Genomic DNA, 16,417 nt, shown 5'->3' on the forward strand with positions numbered 1-16,417 from the left:
CATAGATGACTGAGCTGACCGGAGTTTCCGTCGCAGATCAAATTGGCCCGCTCTTGCCGTTTCTGCGCCGTTATGCCCGTGCCCTCACCGGCTCACAGGACAGTGGCGACGCGTACGCCGCTGCATCGCTTGAGGCGATCCTTGCAGATCCCGCCCAGTTCGATGCCGATCTCACGCCGCGGGTCGCGTTGTTTCGTGTTTTTCACGGTATCTGGTCAACGTCGGGAATGCCAGTTGACGCAGATGGCCACAGCTCTGACATCCAAACGCGCGCTCACGCCCAGTTGGCACGCCTGACGCCGAACACGCGCGAGGCCTTGCTGCTGCGCACGGTCGAAGAGTTCTCGGTCAGCGATATCGCCGCAATCATGCAGATAGAACCCTCCGAGGCTCAGAAGCTGATCGAAATCGCCTACGAGGAAATGGCCCGCCACACATCCGGCCGGATATTGATCATCGAAGACGAAGCAATCATCGCGATGGATCTTGAAACGATGGTGACCGACCTGGGCCACCGGGTCACTGGGGTCGCACGCACCGAGACGGCCGCCATTGACCTGGCCGAGCGCGAGCCGTTCGACCTGATCCTGTCGGACATCCAACTGGCGGACAAATCCAGCGGAATCGATGCGGTGAACCGCATCATTGCCCAGCACGGCGATTGCCCCGTCATTTTCATCACCGCCTTCCCCGAGCGCCTTCTGACGGGCAAAGGCCCCGAACCGGCCTTTCTGATTTCCAAACCCTACACCGAAGAACAGGTCAAATCGGCCGTCAGCCAGGCCATGTTCTTTGCCTCTAGCGCCGTGATCGAGGTCTGACGCGGCAGGGCCGCGCTGCAAGATACGAAAATTCAGGCGATGAAACACGAGGAACACCATGGAAAACGAGATTGCACAGACCGCAGAGACCGTGACGAACACCGTTTGGGCCGAACTGTCGCAAGTTCTGAATACCGAGCTGTATGACGGGAAATCGCTGAGCGACCTGTTGACGCTTGAGGCCCTTCTTGGCCTCGTCGCGAACACGATCGCCGCGCTGATCCTGTTGGTGCTTGGGCTTGTGATTTCAAGATATGTCAGCCGGAAGATCCGGGGCGTCGGTGAAAACTCGGAACGCCTGGACGATACGCTGTTCAACTTTCTTGGCAATCTGGCGCGCTATACGATCCTGGCGTTTACGGGGCTGTTCATTCTGAACACGTTCGGGGTGCAGACGACGTCGATCATCGCGCTGATCGGTGCCGCGGGTTTGGCCATTGGTCTTGCCCTGCAAGGCACATTGTCCAACGTCGCAGCCGGCGTGATGATCATCCTGTTCCGGCCGCTCAAGATCGGCGATTTCGTCGACGTGAATGGGGTGCTCGGAACCGTAAAAGATATCACCCTGAACTACACCGAAATTGCGGATATGGGGAACGTCAAGGTTATCGTTCCCAACGCCGAGGTGTGGGGAAACACCATCAAGAACTATTCCGTCTATGAAACACGTCGTGCCGAATGGACGTTTGGCGTTGGATACGGCGTCAACCTGGCGGAGGCCGAGCGTGTCATTCGCGATACGATCATGTCGGACGCCCGTTCGCAGGCAGATCCCGAACCGTTCATCCAGGTGAACAACCTTGGCAGCAGCAGCGTCGATTTTCTTGTCCGCGTTTGGTGCAAGTCTTCGGACTACTTCCAGTACCAGGCAGACATGAAGCGCAAAGTCAAAGAGGCACTGGACGAAGCCGATATCAATATTCCGTTTCCGACCCGCACGCTGTTGATCGAGGACGTCGAAACACGGCAAGAGAAGGCGATCGCGGCAGAGTAACCTTGACTGTTGATCTTAGGGGGTCTGAAGCCGGAACTCCAAAAAAGCGAACGTCATCGGGGTGCCGAAAGACAGGATTTATGCGTCGCAGGACGGGCTTTGCATGTCGAGCGTCACCTAGTGGGTGGCAAATGCCCTAGAATCGGTAGGTTGCGCCAATGACCGGACCGGATTGGTGGAAGCTGAAGTCATTGCCATTGATGTCGTGATCAAAGGAAATGTAGCGGTACCCGCCGCGTAGCAGCCAGCGGTCGTTGATCGCATAGTCCGCAGTCAGCAGGACCTGCCAGGTTTCGCTGTCGCTGCGGAACCCGCCATAATCCAGGAAACCGGTTCCCGACCATTTGTCCGAGAACGCGACCCGGGCACGGACGCCGATCACCGGATCGGTCCAGCTGCTGTCGACCGACGTCTGATTGCCGGGCGCTGTTCCGGGCAACAGGTTGAACTTTGTTTCAGTGCTGAACCATCTGAACCCGCCAGCCAGATCGACGCTGGCTGTCGGCGTTTCGTGGACGCGGTAGCCGACATAGCCGCTCAGGAACTGCGTTTTGAACGATGTGTCCAGACCCGAGCTTGCCGGTCCCGGAGTCTCGTTCGAGAAGGACAGGTTCGTATAGTTGTAGTCCGCAAGGAACGACCAGCGGCCGTTCGATGCGGTAAACGTGCCCATGAAAGCAAGGTCGAGGTTTTCCAGCGCGTCAGAGAAGCTGAGCGTGCCATCCAGGGTTCCGGCGGGTGTGTCCAGCGATACTTCGGTTTCAGGGGTGAACAGGTAGATCGTGGCCGAATACGACCAGTCGGACTGTTGAGACAGTGCCGAGGTCGCAAACATCATACTCAGCAGGGTGCAAACTATCCTTTTCCAGTGTTCCATTTCGCACTCCCGCTACGCTCTTTCCACCGTAGCATCATGTATCTTGTTGAAAACTCCAACGCACCACAAGCCCACAGCCGGTATGTGCAAGTTTGCCACACAACTATTCAGCGCTACGATTATCATATTTGTAATTAGTATCTATTTTCTGTTCATGCGCAACAGTTTCCAGTTTCCTTCCGTATGCACCTCTTCAAAATGGAAGTTCTCACTATTGCTCAGTCGGGAAAGGTAAATCTGTGACCAACGCGGAACACTGTCAATTGGCTGCAGTATGCTGAAATTATCGGGGATCTCGACAATCAGATGGTTGATCCCCAGTTCTGCTGCTCGCTCAAGTTCGGTTCCCGTCTTCACAACGCTTTCGAAATACTGCGGCGAAGCAGCAATCCCATCCAACGGAACAACAGTCTGTGGCATTGTGTAGGCAATCAACCCAGGCCAGAAAGCACCAACAAGGTCACTTGGCTGGAGCAAGGCGGATGCAGTTCGAGCTAAGGCCAGCCGATCACGCCAATTTTCTGATGGTTTAAGTTCATACCTTGGCTGAAGAAAGGCCCATGCAATCGCAGTCGTTGCCAATATAGCGCCTGAATAGCGAAGGTTGACAACCTTAATGATCCCCATCCTCTCAAAGAAAATCCCCGCGAACCTCTGAAATAGAAATGACACAGAAACCAGTATAAAAATAATTTCCGGTAAAAAATAGTAGCTTGTGTAAGGCCGCACTTCTCTGTGTATGAACTGAAGGTACAATAAATGCAGCATGATAATAACAGAAAAAATTAGAAATTCCTTAGGGAAAAATGCTCTATATTTCCGAGAAAGAAGCGGTATGAAGGTAATGATCAAAAAAAGTAGAGTAACGTAGAATGACATATTCCAGACTTTGTCAGTCATACTGAAAAGACCCAGCCACTGATCAGAGGCCCAATAGCTTTCCCACGTAGGGTATTGGAGGTTCATATAAAACTTTTTGACTCGGCCTGAAACCGGAATGAGGGAACCAAAATAGTGAAGGTTATACAAAAGGTACGCCAGAACAATTGACAGGCAAGGCAGAAAAAAACAGGCTGTTCTGAATGACGCGCGGTGTAAGTAAAGAACAACCAGCGCCGTAACAGGTACAACCCAAAACATATCCGTTCGCGTAAGAAATATTCCACAGGATGTTATTGCTAAAGCAAAAATGTGGCTAGCGTTATCTTTTCGAGCGACAAGCTGTCGAGCATAAATTAACCAAATCGGTATAAGTGAGAACAATAGCGGCGTCTCAAGCCCTAGAAATATCGGCCTAAAAAAACTTGGGTTAAGCACGCTAAACGAAAGTAAAAATCCGAGCCCCAGTAGCTTGGGAAACGAAAATTTCTCCACAAACCACCAAACAAGCAGCCCATAACCTGCAGAGTAAAGCACAACGCTAAGCCATATTTGTATAGAAATTATTTCCAGCGACGGTGCAACAGTTTTTGCGATCACAATCAATAGCATCCAAAGCGGTTGATAACCATTGGTTGGATGAATGCCATCAAAAGTCGCGCCTAAGCCGGAGGCAATATTTTCGGCTATAACCGCATAAATAAATGCATCGTCGATGAGAACTCCGGCTTCAATGATTGTGCTTTCGCCAGCAAGAGAAAACGGCAAAAGCACAATGAAGACGCATAGAGAAGCCACAACGGAGAGAAAAAGTCGCATCTTAGCCATGGACTTACGCCTATTTTAAGGACAGAGAATGTGCAATCCGTTTTTTGGACTTCTGCAAGTGACTCTTTCAGCTCCTTTTCTTAGCAGTTTCGTGCGACAAAACCATCATTGAAGCTGGACGACGTGGTGGGTGATTCGATACTCGAATTCCAAGTGAAGTGTTTTAAATCAATGGTTTGAATACTCATTTGCAACTATGTAACCGACCGTAAAATGTACAAGACTACGTGGGTCAAGTATTCTTGCTATCCAAACTAGTCAAACTGTCACCTAGCCCTAGAATATCTCGGTTGTGATCCGCCCCACTAGAGTGGGGCGGACCAAGTAGCTGCCCAACGGCACCCTGCAGCAGCTTGAGAGCCTGACGGTAGTCGCCACGTAGCGGTGTGCGTAGTTCCGACTTGCCGACGATTCTCCGCAGGTCTTTAGGCGCCACAAGCCAAGCGTGATACCGATCGGAACGGTTGATCAAAGGAATAGAACTTGCCTGCCATTAGAACACCTTTTGTAACCTTCAAACGGACATACTGCCCTGTCTGCCCTGTTTTAATGGTTTTCTCTTGTTTCAGAAAGTAAATATGGTGGGTGATGAGAGACTCGAACTCCCGACATCTTCGGTGTAAACGAAGCGCTCTACCAACTGAGCTAATCACCCGTGAGGGGGGATTTAGCCAAGCTGGTGGGCCGGCGCAAGAGGGTCTTTCAGAATTTCTGCGCCGGTGGCTGTGTGTCTCAGGGATTCATGTCCTTCAATGCGGTCAGCAGCTGCGCAACTTCGTGCTCGGTGTTGTAGTGGCACAGCGAAATCCGGATGCAATCGGACAAGCCCAACGGGTTCAGCACGTTCCCGCTGTAATGGTCGGCCTTGCGGGTGTGGGTTCGGATGCCCTGCGCGTTCAGGCGCGAGACCACGTCGGTCGAGGGCATGTCGCGGACCACGACCGACACCAGTCCTTCGCGGGCGGGGTTGTCTTCTCCGGCCAGAATCGCGACGTGATCCATATCGCGCAGGCCGGGCAGGTTGCCGACGCCGTTGATCATCGCGTTGGTCAGATGGGTCTCATAGGCATGAATCGCCTGGCCGGCGGCCTCGATTCTGGTGCGTTGGTCAGGGGCATCCGACACCTGGCCGCCCAGCCAGTCGAAATAGGCAACCACGTCGGACATCGTGGCGTAGGCACCGGTATCGCGCGTGCCGAATTCCCAACCATCAGCGGGCGCGTCAATCAGTTGGTCATGGGGCAGGGCGGTCAGCCGGTCGGAGATCCAGGCAATGCCGTAGCCATGCCGGGAAAACACTTTGTAGGGTGAAATCGCATATCCATCGACTTCATAGCTGTCGATATCCAACTGTCCGTGTGCTGCGTGCTGGATGCCATCGACGATGATGAAACAATCCCGCGACGCCGCCCGGATCGCGCGCGAGATTTCAGCCACGTCCATTCCCATTCCCGTCACCGGCGAAGCGTGCAGGATCGTGGCGACCGCGACGTCCGGTGTCATGTGGGCCGAATAATCTGCGGCCGTAACCAAACCTGTCGCGTCGTTATGCGGCACGTTCACATAGTCCAATCCGGCAAGGCCCGCCCAGCGGCGCGCGGCGCTGCGGCTGGCGGGATGTTCGATCGAGCTGCCGATCACCTTTGCCCCTTTTGGCGCATTCACGCAGGCCGTGCGGATCATGCGGAACAGCAGCTCTGTTCCGCTTTCACCCACGAAGAACTGCCCCGAAGGCGCATTCATAAACACGGCAAGATCTGCCTTGGCACGGCTGATGATGTCGACCAACGCGTGACTGGCGGGGTTGCCCCGCCCCTGATTGTCCGGGATGGCCGCAAAACGGGCCGAGGTTTCGACCACCGAGTTCAAGGTCAGTGCGCCGCCGGCATTTTCGAAAAAGATGCGGGGACCCTGAAAGGGGCAGCTGTCCACATGGGCAAACCGCGCGCGAACGGTGTCGATCAATCCCGGGGTTTGGTGCAGCATGGTGTACGTCCTGTTTGGTTCATGCCCAGACTCGTCTTGCGAGTTCGCGACATCAATTTCGTTTGCGACAGATTGCGGGTTTGGGATGCCGCCTTTTTCTCCGGGCTTACTCTTTCGACGCCGGAAAGACCAATTGATTCCGGACTCTGCATGGCACGCCGGCGGGAATACACCTTGCCTGCGGCCCGCTGCCTCCGATATGCCAAAAGCAGTGCGACCGTCCGAACAGGAGAGCCGGGGATGCAGTTCGACACATGCCGCCGTCTTGTTGCGGTTGCCGCCGTTTGCGGCGCGTTGGTTGCCCCGGTTCGGGTTGCGGCGGCTGAGGTCCTGGTGTTCGCGGCGGCCAGTCTCAAGACCGCGCTGGACCAGATCGCTCCGGAATTCGAGGCCGCGACAGGTCAACAGGTTACGGTTTCCTTCGCAGCCTCTTCCGTTTTGGCCCGGCAGATTCAGCTGGGCGCGCCGGCCGATCTGTATATCTCGGCCAATACCGCCTGGATGGATGTTCTTGAGCGGAACGGAGACATCGACCCGGCGTCGCGCGTCGATCTTGTGGGCAACGGGCTGGTGCTGATTGCGCGCGCAGGGCAGCCCAGCGAACAGACGCTTACGCCGGACTTCGATCTGAGCGGTCAATTGAAAGGCGGCTATCTGGCGATGGCCCTCGTTGATGCGGTTCCCGCCGGAATCTACGGCAAGGCCGCGCTGACTGCCCTGGACCTGTGGAACGATGTTCAGGATCAGGTGGCTCAGGCCGACAACGTGCGCGCGGCCTTGGCGCTTGTCGCAAGTGGCGCGGCACCAATGGGTGTTGTCTACCGATCCGATGCGCAGGCCGAGGCCCGGGTGGATGTGGTCGGAGTTTTCCCTGAAGGCACGCACCCGGTGATCGTCTATCCCGCAGCCCTGACCGCGACCGCACGGCCTGAGGCGCAGGTCTTCCTCGACTACCTGAAGAGCGAACCGGCGACCGGCATATTCAAGGCGCAGGGTTTCACCCTGCCGCACGGATAGCGCCATGGGTTGGCTGGGCCCCGCCGAGATCGAAGCGTTGCGACTGTCGCTGCGCGTCTCTTTTTGGGCGACGGTCGTTTCGCTGCCACTCGGGATATTCGTGGCCTACGCACTGGCCCGCTGGAGGTTTCCTGGCCGACAAGTGCTGAACGGCGTGGTGCATCTGCCGCTTATCCTGCCACCGGTCGTGACCGGTTATCTGTTGCTGCTGACCTTCAACGTACAAGCCCCGGTTGGTCGGGTGCTGGCTGATCTGGGCGTCGTTGTGGCCTTCCGCTGGACCGGGGCCGCGCTGGCCGCCGGGATCATGGCATTTCCGCTGATGGTTCGGGCAATCCGCCTGTCGATCGAGGCGGTTGATCCAAAACTGGAACAGGCCGGAGCGACGCTTGGGGCATCGCAACCTTTTGTCTTTGTCACCGTGACTTTGCCTATGATTTTGCCGGGGATCATCGCAGGGGCAATCCTTGCCTTCGCAAAGGCGATGGGCGAGTTCGGAGCCACGATCACCTTCGTGTCGAACATTCCCGGCCAGACCCAGACTCTGCCGTCGGCCGTTTATGCCTTCCTTCAGGTGCCGGGCGGTGAGAGCGCCGCGATGCGGCTGGTCATCATCTCGATCGTCATCGCCATGGGGGCGCTGCTTCTGTCGGAATATGTGGGGCGTCGCGCAGCGGCCCGGGTTGCCGGAACATGAGCCTGTCCGTGCAGATAAGACACCGCCTGCCGGGCATCGACCTGGACATCCTGTTCCAGGCACCGCGGGGTGTGACGGTTCTGTTCGGACGATCGGGGTCGGGCAAAACCACCATTGTGGATGCCGTGGCCGGTTTGCTGCGCCCCCAGGCTGGGCGGGTCGCGGTGGATGATTGGGTGCTGTTCGATACCGAGCAAGGCCATTGGTTGCCGCCGCATCGCCGCCGGCTGGGGTATATCTTTCAGGAAGGCCGCTTGTTCCCGCACCTGACCGTGCGCCAGAACCTGTCGTACGGCCGGTGGTTCGCTCCCCGGGACGCGCGCCGTGAAAACCCCGATCACGTGATCGAGATGCTGGGCATCGGCCACCTGCTGGACCGTCGCCCCGCCCACCTGTCGGGCGGTGAAAAACAGCGCGTCGCCATTGGCCGTGCTCTGCTGGCAAGCCCGCGGTTGATCCTGGCCGATGAACCTCTCGCTGCGCTGGACGAAGCCCGAAAGGCCGAGATCCTGCCCTATTTCGAGCGATTGAGGGACGAGGTTTCGGTGCCGATCCTCTATGTCACGCATTCTGCGGCCGAAGTGGCCCGCCTTGCCACCTCGGTCGTAGCGTTACAAGACGGCAAGGTGCTGCGGCAGGGACCGGCCTCCGAAGTGCTGGCGGATCCCACGGTTGCGCCGACAGGTGTGCGGGCTGTGGGTGCGGTGCTTGAGGTCAGTGTGGCCGCGCATCACGAAGATGGCCTGACGGAACTGACGGCAAACGGTGTCCGACTGTTCCTGCCGCGCATCCCGCATTCGGTTGGCGACGCGCTTCGGATCCGCATCCCCGCCCAGGAAGTCATACTGTCGGACCGAAAGCCCGAGGGTCTGTCGGCGCTGAACGTCCTGCAGGGCACCGTCGAGACCGTGCGCGCGGGCGAAGGTCCGGGAGCGATCGTTTCGGTCCGAACACCGGCGGGCACCCTGCTGGCCCGTGTGACGCGCCGGTCGGTCTATGCCCTGGCGTTGCAGCCCGGCAAACCGTGCCACGCGGTCGTCAAGACCGTAGCGCTGGCACCGCAGGATGTGGGCGGGCGGGTCGCCAAGACCTAGGTGGCAGGGTCAGCCACCCTGTTCTTTCAGAAGCTGTGAGAATTCTTTTTTCCGGTACAGTTTCATGTGGACCTTGCCGGCTTCATCCCGGGTCCATTCGACGATCCGATTTCGGGTCATGTCGCTGTCCATGCGGTTCGTGCGCACCCTCGGATGCGGAATCTCGCGTTTCAGAATCTCGACCATCTGGTTGGTCTGTCCGAAAGGTGCGACCAAATCGACGATCCAGAAAGATGAACCGCTGGTGAAGTCGGTATCCATCAGCGGCTTTTCCTGCACCGCATATCGGTATTCCGCTTCAGGGCTGAGCCCGGCAAAGGTCACGAAACCGCGCGGGAATCCGTTTTGGCGAAAGATGTGATACTGCCCCAGCCGCAAAGGCGTTTCGAACGCGTACAGAACCTGGGCGAGGCTGCGCTGCTGGTGGGTTTTGGTCAGTCCGGCAAGGTAGAAGAGCGCGCCGAAATCGGCGTATTTCTCGGGAGAGATATCAAACCAGTCCTTTGGAAATTTTCTGCTCAAACCTGACCTCAACCCCTTGGAACATTGGCAGTATATCGGGCAAAGTCTTGAAATGGTATTAGTTTTCTGTCCCCTCCGCAGCGGAGCGGGCTTGTGAGCGCGGCCTGTTTCCAAAGGTAACCCGGTTTGGCTTTACTCAATGGGCAGGCGGCCTATGATTGGAGCAACCCGGTTTTTTGGCGGATAGTTTTGATGAAGCATTCGATTTCAGCCCTGGTTCTGTCTGCAACACTGTTGGCTCCAATTGCGGCACAAGCTGTCGGGTTCGGCATCGGCGTCCGCCCGACCTACCGCACCGAGATAAGATCCGTCGGAGACGGTGTGTATGAGGTCAAGGCAATCGGGTCGTCAGCACCGGTCAACTACTGGTGCGGGATCGGCGATTTCGCCATTCGGCAGTTGGGTGTCCCCGGTTCGCAACGGATCTACATCTGGAGGGCTTACGAGCCGGGTGTCCGAACCGTGCAATTCTCGTTGAAGCCGCCGCCGGGCGTGGATACCACCCCCGGCTATTCAATCACCGTCAAGCGGGTGGGCGAGAACATGTCAGCGTCCTCAGCGCAGAACTACTGCTACGACAACTTCATGGATTTCGGGTTCTGACGTCTCAGACCCACTTGGCCAGCGGCGGCAGGCTCATCAGCACTGCGTCTGGGTCATGCCCGGTTTCCAGCCCGAATTTCGTGCCCCGGTCATAGACCAGATTGTATTCGGCATAGAGCCCGCGGTGCACCAACTGGGTGTCTTTGTCCGCTTCGGTAAAGGGCTGCACGCGCCGCTTTTCGACCAGCGGCAGAAAGGCCGGCAGGAAAGCGCGGCCAATGTCCTGGGTCAGCGCGAAATCGGCCTGCCAGTCTCCGGTGCAGTAATCATCCATGAAGATCCCGCCGACGCCCCGGGCGCGCTTGCGGTGCGGGATGTAGAAATACTCGTCGGCCCACTCCTTGAGGCGCGGATAGTGCCCTGGTCCGTGCGGGTCCAGATGCGCCTTCTGCGTGGCGTGGAAATGCGCCGTGTCCTCGGGGTACTCGATGCAGGGGTTCAGGTCGGATCCGCCGCCGAACCACCAGGCATGGGGCGTCCAGAACATGCGGGTGTTCATGTGAACGGCTGGGACATGCGGGTTTTGCATATGCGCCACAAGGCTGATGCCCGACGCCCAGAACCGCGGGTCGTCGGTCATCCCGGGGATGCCCTTGCGCGCGGCCATTGCCTGTTGCGCCCGCTCGCCCAGCGTGCCGTAGACGGTCGAGACATTGACGCCGACCTTCTCGAACAAGCGGCCACCGCGCATGACCGACATCAGCCCACCACCCGCGTCCGATCCGTCCTCGGACTGGCGTCGGGTTTCCGTGACTTCGAACCGCCCGGCGGCGGCATCGGAAAACGGCCCCACGTGGTGGCTGTCTTCCAAAGCCTCGAAGGCGGCGACGATTTCGTCGCGCAACTGGCGAAACCAGGCCGAGGCGGTGGATTTTTCCGTTTCAAACATCGTCAGGCTCAATGCGCGGGAGCGGCAACCGGATCCAGAAGGGTCCGTCCACCGTCAATTGTCAGGACTTGCCCGGTAATGAACGCAGCCGCGTCCGAGGCAAGGTATTGCGCCGTTTCGGCCAGCTCGGCCGGGGCGGCAATGCGGGCCAGTGGGGTATGATCCTCAATGTCCCGCCGATAGTCCCGATTGTCTTTCAATGTGGCCTGCAGTGATGCGCTCATGACCGACCCCAACGCAATCGAGTTCACGCGGATCCGATGAGGCGCAAGCGCCACTGCGAGGGACCGGGTCAACTGGTCCTGCGCGGCGCTGGAAACCGAATAGGCCAAAAGGCCAGGATGCGCGCGCTGACCGGCGATCGAAGACAGGTTGATGATCGAACCATTTGGCCCGTCTTCCTGATCCTCGGATTGTTTGATCATCCGCTTGGCTACAAGCTGGCTCAGCCGCAGGGCGGGCATCAAGTTCTGGTTCAGAAGGGTGCGAACCGAGTCGTCTTCCAGGTCCAGCGGATCTGTCGGGATGACCTGTCTGGCCCCGTTGACCAGAATATCGACCTGATCGAATGCATCCAGAGTGGCCGAAAGGAGGTTGGCGATCGTCAGCTTCTCGCGCAGATCACCGGCGAAGTAGCGGACGTTGCTGTCATCGGCCTGTTCGCCCAGTTCTTCTGCCAGACGTTTCTCGTCCATGTCGGCGAACATCACGTTGGCGCCCGCATCGGCAAAGTGACGGCCGATGGCAAGGCCGATGCCGTTGGCGCCTCCGGTAACGATGGCGGTCTTGCCGGCTATGGAAAAGGACATGTGTTTCCTCCTGAGTCGCGGCGCAGGTTAATCGGCTTCACCGCCGAGGGCGAGAGGCGTGGAATACCTTGAACCGGTTGTCGCCTGCAATTTCCTCGACCCGCGCAAACGCGTCAGTCAAAGTCGTTTCATAGGGGAGATGGCGGTTGGCGACCATCCACAAGTGGCCCGAGCGGGACAGGTTGCGCGCGGCGGCGGTGATGAACCCACGCCCCAGGTCGGGATCGGCGCTGCGCGACGTGTGAAACGGCGGGTTCATGACAACGGTGTCCACGGGTTCTGGCGCAGACCACGTCACCGCATCTGCCCAGTGGAACTGTGCCCTTGGGTCGGGCACGTTGGTCCGGGCGCATGTCAGGGCAGTATGGTCGGCTTCGACGAGGTGCAGCGTGCGCACAGTGTCATCCTGCAGCAGCCCGGCGGACAAATAGCCCCAGCCGGCACCCAGATCGGCGGCCCGAGGTCCAAGCTTTGGTGGAAGGGTCTGGCGCAACAGTGCCGAAGCAGGATCGACCCCGTCGGCCGAAAACACCCCGGGCGCGGTTTGGAAGCCATCCGCCATCTGTCCTGTGGGCGCGGCCCAGTCTGCAAATGCGTCGGGATCGGCCTTGAACCAGAAGATCTTGCCATGCGCCTTGGCGATGGGGCCCTGGATCTCGACCCGCTTGCGAACGTCCTTCAGCAAGCTGTCCACGCCATCTGTCTTGGCACCATCCACGGCAACCGTTCCCAAGGCCCGGCTGCACGCATGATGGATCATGGCGCGTGCCTGCGCTTTGGCGCGGGGCAGAAACAGAACCACGTCTTCGCAGGCGCTGTCGGTTTCGGGCACAGCTGCAAAGCCGCGGCCCCGGAAATGGTCGTGGAACGGTTTGAAAGGCTGAACAACCTCGACACCGTTGGGCAGCGCCGACAGGTCATGATCCGGCGTCGGTCCAACGACCGATATCGGTTCCGACAGGGTCAGGCCCGAGTCGAGGGCGAGAGACAATCGTGAGGACATCAGAGCGGGTTGAAGGGGGCAGAGGCGCGCGTCGCGACCCTACTCCTCTCTCTCCATGGTGCATTGAAGCGGGTGTTGGTGCCGACGAGCGAAATCCATCACCTGCCCAACCTTGGTCTCGGCAATCTCGTGGCTGAATACGCCGACCACGGCTACACCTTTCTTGTGCACGGTCAACATGATCTCGAAGGCCTGCGCATGGGACATCCCGAAGAACCGCTCGAGCACATGCACCACGAATTCCATGGGCGTGTAGTCGTCGTTCAACAGCAGCACCTTGTACAAGGGCGGTCGTTTGGTCTTGGGCTTGGTCTGAACAAGGATTGACGTGTCGCCATCGTCTTCCGATTTGCCAGCCATCATCCAACGGGCTTCAATCATGTCGCGAGATTTTCCGATTCACACTTCGGGTCGTTTCAGGGCTTATATAACGTCGACCCACCCAGAGGAAAGAGCAACCGGGCGGATTCGAAATGGATGAAAACCTGACCATCGTCGCTTTCGACGCTGACGACACCTTGTGGCACAACGAGCGTTTCTTTCAGCTGACCCAAGCGCATTTTGCTGCGCTACTGGCGGATCATGCGGACCGTGACCATCTGATGGAGCGGTTGTTGGCGGCCGAGAAGCGCAACATCCGCCACTATGGGTATGGCATCAAAGGTTTCGTCCTGTCGATGATCGAAACCGCAATCGAGGTGACGGAAGACAAAGTCCCGGCCAGGGTCATCCGCGAACTGATCGAAGCCGGGCAGGAGATGCTGTCCCACCCGATCGAGCTGTTGCCTCACGCGCGGGAGACGGTCGAGACAATCGCAGGCACCCATCGCATTGTTCTGATCACCAAGGGTGATCTCATTGATCAAGAGCGCAAACTGGCCCAATCGGGATTGGGTGAACTGTTCGACGCGGTCGAAATCGTGTCGGAAAAGACGCCCGACACCTATAGCGAAGTCTTTCGGCGGATGGGGCAGTCACCTGCCGGTGCCATGATGGTCGGCAATTCGATGCGGTCGGATGTGGTCGCGCCGATCCAGGCGGGGTGCTGGGGCGTGCACGTACCGCACGGTCTGGTGTGGGAGATCGAGCAGGCCGAGATCCCGACAAGCCATCCCCGTTTCCGGGAGATCCGCGATTTGGGAGATCTTCCTGATCTGGTCCGGCAGATTTCGTGACCTGTGACAGATTGGCCCCAGTTTCAAACTTTTACGACGAAGCCGCGCCAACTTTTTGACATCTTCGCCGTTTTGGTGGCGGCCATCCGTTGGGCCGCAACATCTAGACGCCACCGAGCGGAGCCGCTGCCGCGGATTTTTCAGCTTTCGGTTTATTTCAACAGTGCTGTGTGTTAGCCTCGACCAAATAATCAAAAAGGCTGACCGGGAAAACTCGGCGGCGCGAGGCAGACAGAGGCAAAGATCGTGCAGATTCGGCGGATAGTTCCGGCGCGGGCGGGCTTGCTCGTAGTCACAGTGGTATGGATGGCGCTGGTCCTGGCGACTCAGGCGCTTGCGGCTCCTTATGCGGCAATGGTCATTGACGCCAGAACCGGTGAGGTTCTGCACTCCCGCAACGCCGATACCAGGCTGCACCCTGCTTCTCTCACCAAGATGATGACCCTCTATATCGCCTTCGAAGCGGTGCGGAACGGTGAGATCACGCTGGACACCCAGGTGCGGATCACCAAGGCCGCGGCGGCCGAGCCGCCCTCCAAGCTGGGCCTGCGGGCGGGCCAGACCATCGCGTTCCGTTATCTCATCCGCGCGGCCGCTGTGAAATCGGCCAATGACGCCGCGACCGCGATCGGCATCGCTCTCAGCGGATCCGAGGCCGCCTTTGCGCGCCGTATGACCCGCACAGCCAAGGCCATGGGCATGAGCCGCACAACCTTCAAGAACGCACACGGGTTGACCGAAGCGGGCCATCTTTCGACGGCGCGTGACATGACCACGCTGGGTCGGCACCTGCTTTATGACTATCCTGAGTATTACAACCTGTTTTCACGCCAATCGACACATGCGGGCATCAAGACTGTTCCGAACACCAACCGGCGGCTGCTGGCAGCCTACCGGGGCGCCGACGGCATCAAAACCGGGTACACGCGCGCTGCGGGCTTCAACCTTGTTGCCTCGGCCAAGCGTGGTGACAAACGGATCATCGCAACCGTGTTCGGCGGCAAATCCAGCACTTCGCGCAACGCCAAGGTGGCCGAGTTGCTGGACATGGGATTCCGGCGCGCCCCGTCTCGGGCTCCGATCCGCAAACCTGCCCGTCCGGCATATGCCGGGAATACTGGGCTGGGTGGAGCCACCCAATTGGCCAGTGCGGTCCGCGCGCCACAGCGGAGCCTTCGGCCTGTGATGCGACCCGGGGCTGGCGTTGCCATCCAGGTTGCCGGCGCCGTGGCTGAAACCGCAGCCAAGAACGGTGCACGTATTCAAGACGGCATCGCCGCAGCGATCGCCGCAGCGGATATCGCGCCGACGGCGCCTCCGGTCGAAAACGCCGACACGCGCCCGGCCCTGCGCCCCGAAAACCTTGTGCTTGCATCGACCGAGCCCGCAGAAGCCGTGGCCGAGCCCGAGCAGGAAGTCGTTACCCGTTTGTCTACGTCGGGCGGGCATCTTTGGGGCGTCAATGTCGGGCGCTACACCACCCGCTACGAAGCCGAGAAGGTTTTGCTGAAGACGGCTCTGTCGGAAATGACGACACTGGAAGGCACTTTGCGCAAAGTGAACCAGAGTTCACGCGGGTTCGACGCGACCTTCCAGGGCATGACCCGCGAGCAGGCAGATCTGGCCTGCCGTCGCCTGAAGGCGCGCAATGTCACCTGTTTCATGATCGGGCCATCATAAGGTCCGACATTCTCTCCTGGATCGTTGCTGGCCGCGAATGGATTTCGCGGCCTTTTTTTTGAGCCTTGAATGCGGCGGTCCATCGGTCCGGTCGGAGGCCAATTGCCCATTGGACGGCAAAAGCATGGGGGCGGCGCAAAACGCTGTGTTCGGCGCTTCAACGCTTGTGCGTTCCGAGCCGCAATTCGGGTGCAGAGTGAGTCGACTCATGGGGCGCGAGTCGAGTGTTCTTGTGGTGGTGTCAGGGCGCTTTCGCTATATATAGTGGTCTGGTGGGTTCGGACTTTGAATCCAGCGGGTCGGGCTTGATCTCCGAGGGTGAAATTCCCAAGGGCGGAGCTAGTCGGCTGTTATCTAAGTAACTGACAAATATTGATAAAAATAAAATCAGCAAAAAAGTTCGGCAGTTTGTCATTTTCTGCTTGCGGTGATTTGTAGTTATCCTTAGAACGCCCTTCACCGGCGCTGCTGAGGCGGTGTTGGTTGGTCGGAAGGACGGCCTGACGGACTGGAAAGACGGTTGAGACGCCTGGGAGAGACCGG

Annotated in this window: 17 protein-coding genes and 1 tRNA gene; 8 read left to right on the plus strand and 10 right to left on the minus strand. The window is 58.5% G+C overall.

All coding sequences use genetic code 11. The features are described 5' to 3' along the window. The first annotated feature begins 5 nt into the window (after positions 1 to 5). Both ACR0DA_RS16995 and ACR0DA_RS17000 read left to right on the plus strand, forming a co-directional pair. Entirely contained in the window at positions 6 to 821 is an 816-nt protein-coding gene (locus tag ACR0DA_RS16995) for a response regulator (protein WP_480755021.1), read from the plus strand. Between the two features lie 58 nt (positions 822 to 879). After that, positions 880 to 1,815, plus strand: a complete 936-nt coding sequence (locus ACR0DA_RS17000) for a mechanosensitive ion channel family protein (RefSeq protein WP_480755022.1) — start codon at positions 880 to 882, stop codon at positions 1,813 to 1,815. A gap of 136 nt (positions 1,816 to 1,951) precedes the next feature. Here the strand turns inward: ACR0DA_RS17000 and ACR0DA_RS17005 are convergent, their stop codons facing one another. The 4 genes from ACR0DA_RS17005 to ACR0DA_RS17020 form a co-directional block, all read right to left on the minus strand. After that, entirely contained in the window at positions 1,952 to 2,692 is a 741-nt protein-coding gene (locus tag ACR0DA_RS17005) for an outer membrane protein (RefSeq protein ID WP_480755023.1), read from the minus strand. A 141-nt stretch (positions 2,693 to 2,833) separates the two neighbouring features. Further along, entirely contained in the window at positions 2,834 to 4,399 is a 1,566-nt protein-coding gene (locus ACR0DA_RS17010) for a hypothetical protein (RefSeq protein WP_480755025.1), read from the minus strand. Positions 4,400 to 4,978: 579 nt separating this feature from the next. Continuing rightward, positions 4,979 to 5,054, minus strand: a tRNA-Val gene (locus ACR0DA_RS17015). A 77-nt stretch (positions 5,055 to 5,131) separates the two neighbouring features. Next, positions 5,132 to 6,385, minus strand: a complete 1,254-nt coding sequence (locus ACR0DA_RS17020) for an aminotransferase class V-fold PLP-dependent enzyme (protein WP_480755027.1) — start codon at positions 6,383 to 6,385, stop codon at positions 5,132 to 5,134. A 240-nt stretch (positions 6,386 to 6,625) separates the two neighbouring features. Here ACR0DA_RS17020 and modA point away from each other — a divergent pair, with 240 nt between their 5' ends. From modA to modC, 3 genes are read left to right on the plus strand one after another with little or no spacing between them, the layout of a single operon-like run. Further along, positions 6,626 to 7,402, plus strand: a complete 777-nt coding sequence (modA, locus tag ACR0DA_RS17025; RefSeq protein ID WP_170360335.1) for a molybdate ABC transporter substrate-binding protein — start codon at positions 6,626 to 6,628, stop codon at positions 7,400 to 7,402. Positions 7,403 to 7,406: 4 nt separating this feature from the next. Continuing rightward, on the plus strand, positions 7,407 to 8,099 hold the full coding sequence (gene modB, locus ACR0DA_RS17030) for a molybdate ABC transporter permease subunit (protein ID WP_170360337.1): 693 nt from the start codon (positions 7,407 to 7,409) through the stop codon (positions 8,097 to 8,099). Next, positions 8,096 to 9,193 carry a molybdenum ABC transporter ATP-binding protein gene (gene modC / locus ACR0DA_RS17035; protein ID WP_480755028.1) on the plus strand — a complete coding sequence of 366 codons (1,098 nt, stop codon included), beginning with the start codon at positions 8,096 to 8,098 and terminating at the stop codon, positions 9,191 to 9,193. Before modB ends, modC begins: the two co-directional genes overlap by 4 nt. A 9-nt stretch (positions 9,194 to 9,202) precedes the next feature. On the opposite strand, the gene ACR0DA_RS17040 is transcribed toward modC, so the two are convergent. Next, a complete protein-coding gene (locus ACR0DA_RS17040) occupies positions 9,203 to 9,715 on the minus strand; it encodes a toxin-activating lysine-acyltransferase (RefSeq protein WP_170438417.1) in 513 nt (170 codons plus the stop codon). A 192-nt stretch (positions 9,716 to 9,907) separates the two neighbouring features. On the opposite strand from ACR0DA_RS17040, the gene ACR0DA_RS17045 reads away from it, so the two are divergent. Continuing rightward, positions 9,908 to 10,318: a hypothetical protein gene (locus ACR0DA_RS17045; RefSeq protein WP_093963058.1), complete on the plus strand. Its 411-nt coding sequence runs from the start codon at positions 9,908 to 9,910 to the stop codon at positions 10,316 to 10,318. Positions 10,319 to 10,322: 4 nt separating this feature from the next. Here ACR0DA_RS17045 and hemF read toward each other — a convergent pair whose 3' ends face one another. The 4 genes from hemF to clpS are packed head-to-tail and all read right to left on the minus strand — an operon-like array spanning position 10,323 to position 13,400. After that, positions 10,323 to 11,207 (minus strand): oxygen-dependent coproporphyrinogen oxidase, encoded by an 885-nt coding sequence (hemF, locus tag ACR0DA_RS17050; RefSeq protein WP_170372085.1) that lies wholly within the window; start codon positions 11,205 to 11,207, stop codon positions 10,323 to 10,325. A gap of 8 nt (positions 11,208 to 11,215) precedes the next feature. After that, entirely contained in the window at positions 11,216 to 12,016 is an 801-nt protein-coding gene (locus tag ACR0DA_RS17055) for an SDR family NAD(P)-dependent oxidoreductase (RefSeq protein WP_170365224.1), read from the minus strand. 37 nt (positions 12,017 to 12,053) lie between these two features. Next, positions 12,054 to 13,019: a class I SAM-dependent methyltransferase gene (locus tag ACR0DA_RS17060; RefSeq protein WP_480755030.1), complete on the minus strand. Its 966-nt coding sequence runs from the start codon at positions 13,017 to 13,019 to the stop codon at positions 12,054 to 12,056. Between the two features lie 39 nt (positions 13,020 to 13,058). After that, positions 13,059 to 13,400, minus strand: coding sequence for an ATP-dependent Clp protease adapter ClpS (gene clpS, locus ACR0DA_RS17065; RefSeq protein ID WP_093963054.1), 342 nt, complete (start codon positions 13,398 to 13,400; stop codon positions 13,059 to 13,061). A gap of 92 nt (positions 13,401 to 13,492) precedes the next feature. Here clpS and ACR0DA_RS17070 point away from each other — a divergent pair, with 92 nt between their 5' ends. Next, the gene (locus ACR0DA_RS17070) at positions 13,493 to 14,194 is read left to right on the plus strand and encodes an HAD family hydrolase (protein WP_170342015.1); all 702 of its coding nucleotides are present in this window, start codon (positions 13,493 to 13,495) and stop codon (positions 14,192 to 14,194) included. A 306-nt stretch (positions 14,195 to 14,500) separates the two neighbouring features. Further along, positions 14,501 to 15,874 carry a D-alanyl-D-alanine carboxypeptidase family protein gene (locus tag ACR0DA_RS17075; RefSeq protein ID WP_174821329.1) on the plus strand — a complete coding sequence of 458 codons (1,374 nt, stop codon included), beginning with the start codon at positions 14,501 to 14,503 and terminating at the stop codon, positions 15,872 to 15,874. A 350-nt stretch (positions 15,875 to 16,224) separates the two neighbouring features. On the opposite strand, the gene ACR0DA_RS17080 is transcribed toward ACR0DA_RS17075, so the two are convergent. Then, a partial coding sequence (locus ACR0DA_RS17080; RefSeq protein WP_480755032.1) for a hypothetical protein occupies positions 16,225 to 16,417 on the minus strand: 193 nt, incomplete at its 5' end.

This window comes from Ruegeria sp. CI8 (genome assembly GCF_056536865.1).

Excerpts from the sequence above, each read along its gene's own strand:
- ACR0DA_RS17045 (WP_093963058.1), top strand. The coding sequence starts at position 9,908 with ATGAAGCATTCGATTTCAGCCCTGGTTCTGTCTGCAACACTGTTGGCT.
- modC (WP_480755028.1), top strand. The coding sequence starts at position 8,096 with ATGAGCCTGTCCGTGCAGATAAGACACCGCCTGCCGGGCATCGACCTG.
- hemF (WP_170372085.1), bottom strand. The coding sequence starts at position 11,207 with ATGTTTGAAACGGAAAAATCCACCGCCTCGGCCTGGTTTCGCCAGTTG.
- ACR0DA_RS17005 (WP_480755023.1), bottom strand. The coding sequence starts at position 2,692 with ATGGAACACTGGAAAAGGATAGTTTGCACCCTGCTGAGTATGATGTTT.
- modB (WP_170360337.1), top strand. The coding sequence starts at position 7,407 with ATGGGTTGGCTGGGCCCCGCCGAGATCGAAGCGTTGCGACTGTCGCTG.
- ACR0DA_RS17075 (WP_174821329.1), top strand. The coding sequence starts at position 14,501 with ATGGCGCTGGTCCTGGCGACTCAGGCGCTTGCGGCTCCTTATGCGGCA.
- ACR0DA_RS17010 (WP_480755025.1), bottom strand. The coding sequence starts at position 4,399 with ATGGCTAAGATGCGACTTTTTCTCTCCGTTGTGGCTTCTCTATGCGTC.
- modA (WP_170360335.1), top strand. The coding sequence starts at position 6,626 with ATGCAGTTCGACACATGCCGCCGTCTTGTTGCGGTTGCCGCCGTTTGC.
- ACR0DA_RS17000 (WP_480755022.1), top strand. The coding sequence starts at position 880 with ATGGAAAACGAGATTGCACAGACCGCAGAGACCGTGACGAACACCGTT.
- ACR0DA_RS17060 (WP_480755030.1), bottom strand. The coding sequence starts at position 13,019 with ATGTCCTCACGATTGTCTCTCGCCCTCGACTCGGGCCTGACCCTGTCG.
- ACR0DA_RS17055 (WP_170365224.1), bottom strand. The coding sequence starts at position 12,016 with ATGTCCTTTTCCATAGCCGGCAAGACCGCCATCGTTACCGGAGGCGCC.
- ACR0DA_RS17070 (WP_170342015.1), top strand. The coding sequence starts at position 13,493 with ATGGATGAAAACCTGACCATCGTCGCTTTCGACGCTGACGACACCTTG.
- ACR0DA_RS16995 (WP_480755021.1), top strand. The coding sequence starts at position 6 with ATGACTGAGCTGACCGGAGTTTCCGTCGCAGATCAAATTGGCCCGCTC.
- ACR0DA_RS17020 (WP_480755027.1), bottom strand. The coding sequence starts at position 6,385 with ATGCTGCACCAAACCCCGGGATTGATCGACACCGTTCGCGCGCGGTTT.
- clpS (WP_093963054.1), bottom strand. The coding sequence starts at position 13,400 with ATGATTGAAGCCCGTTGGATGATGGCTGGCAAATCGGAAGACGATGGC.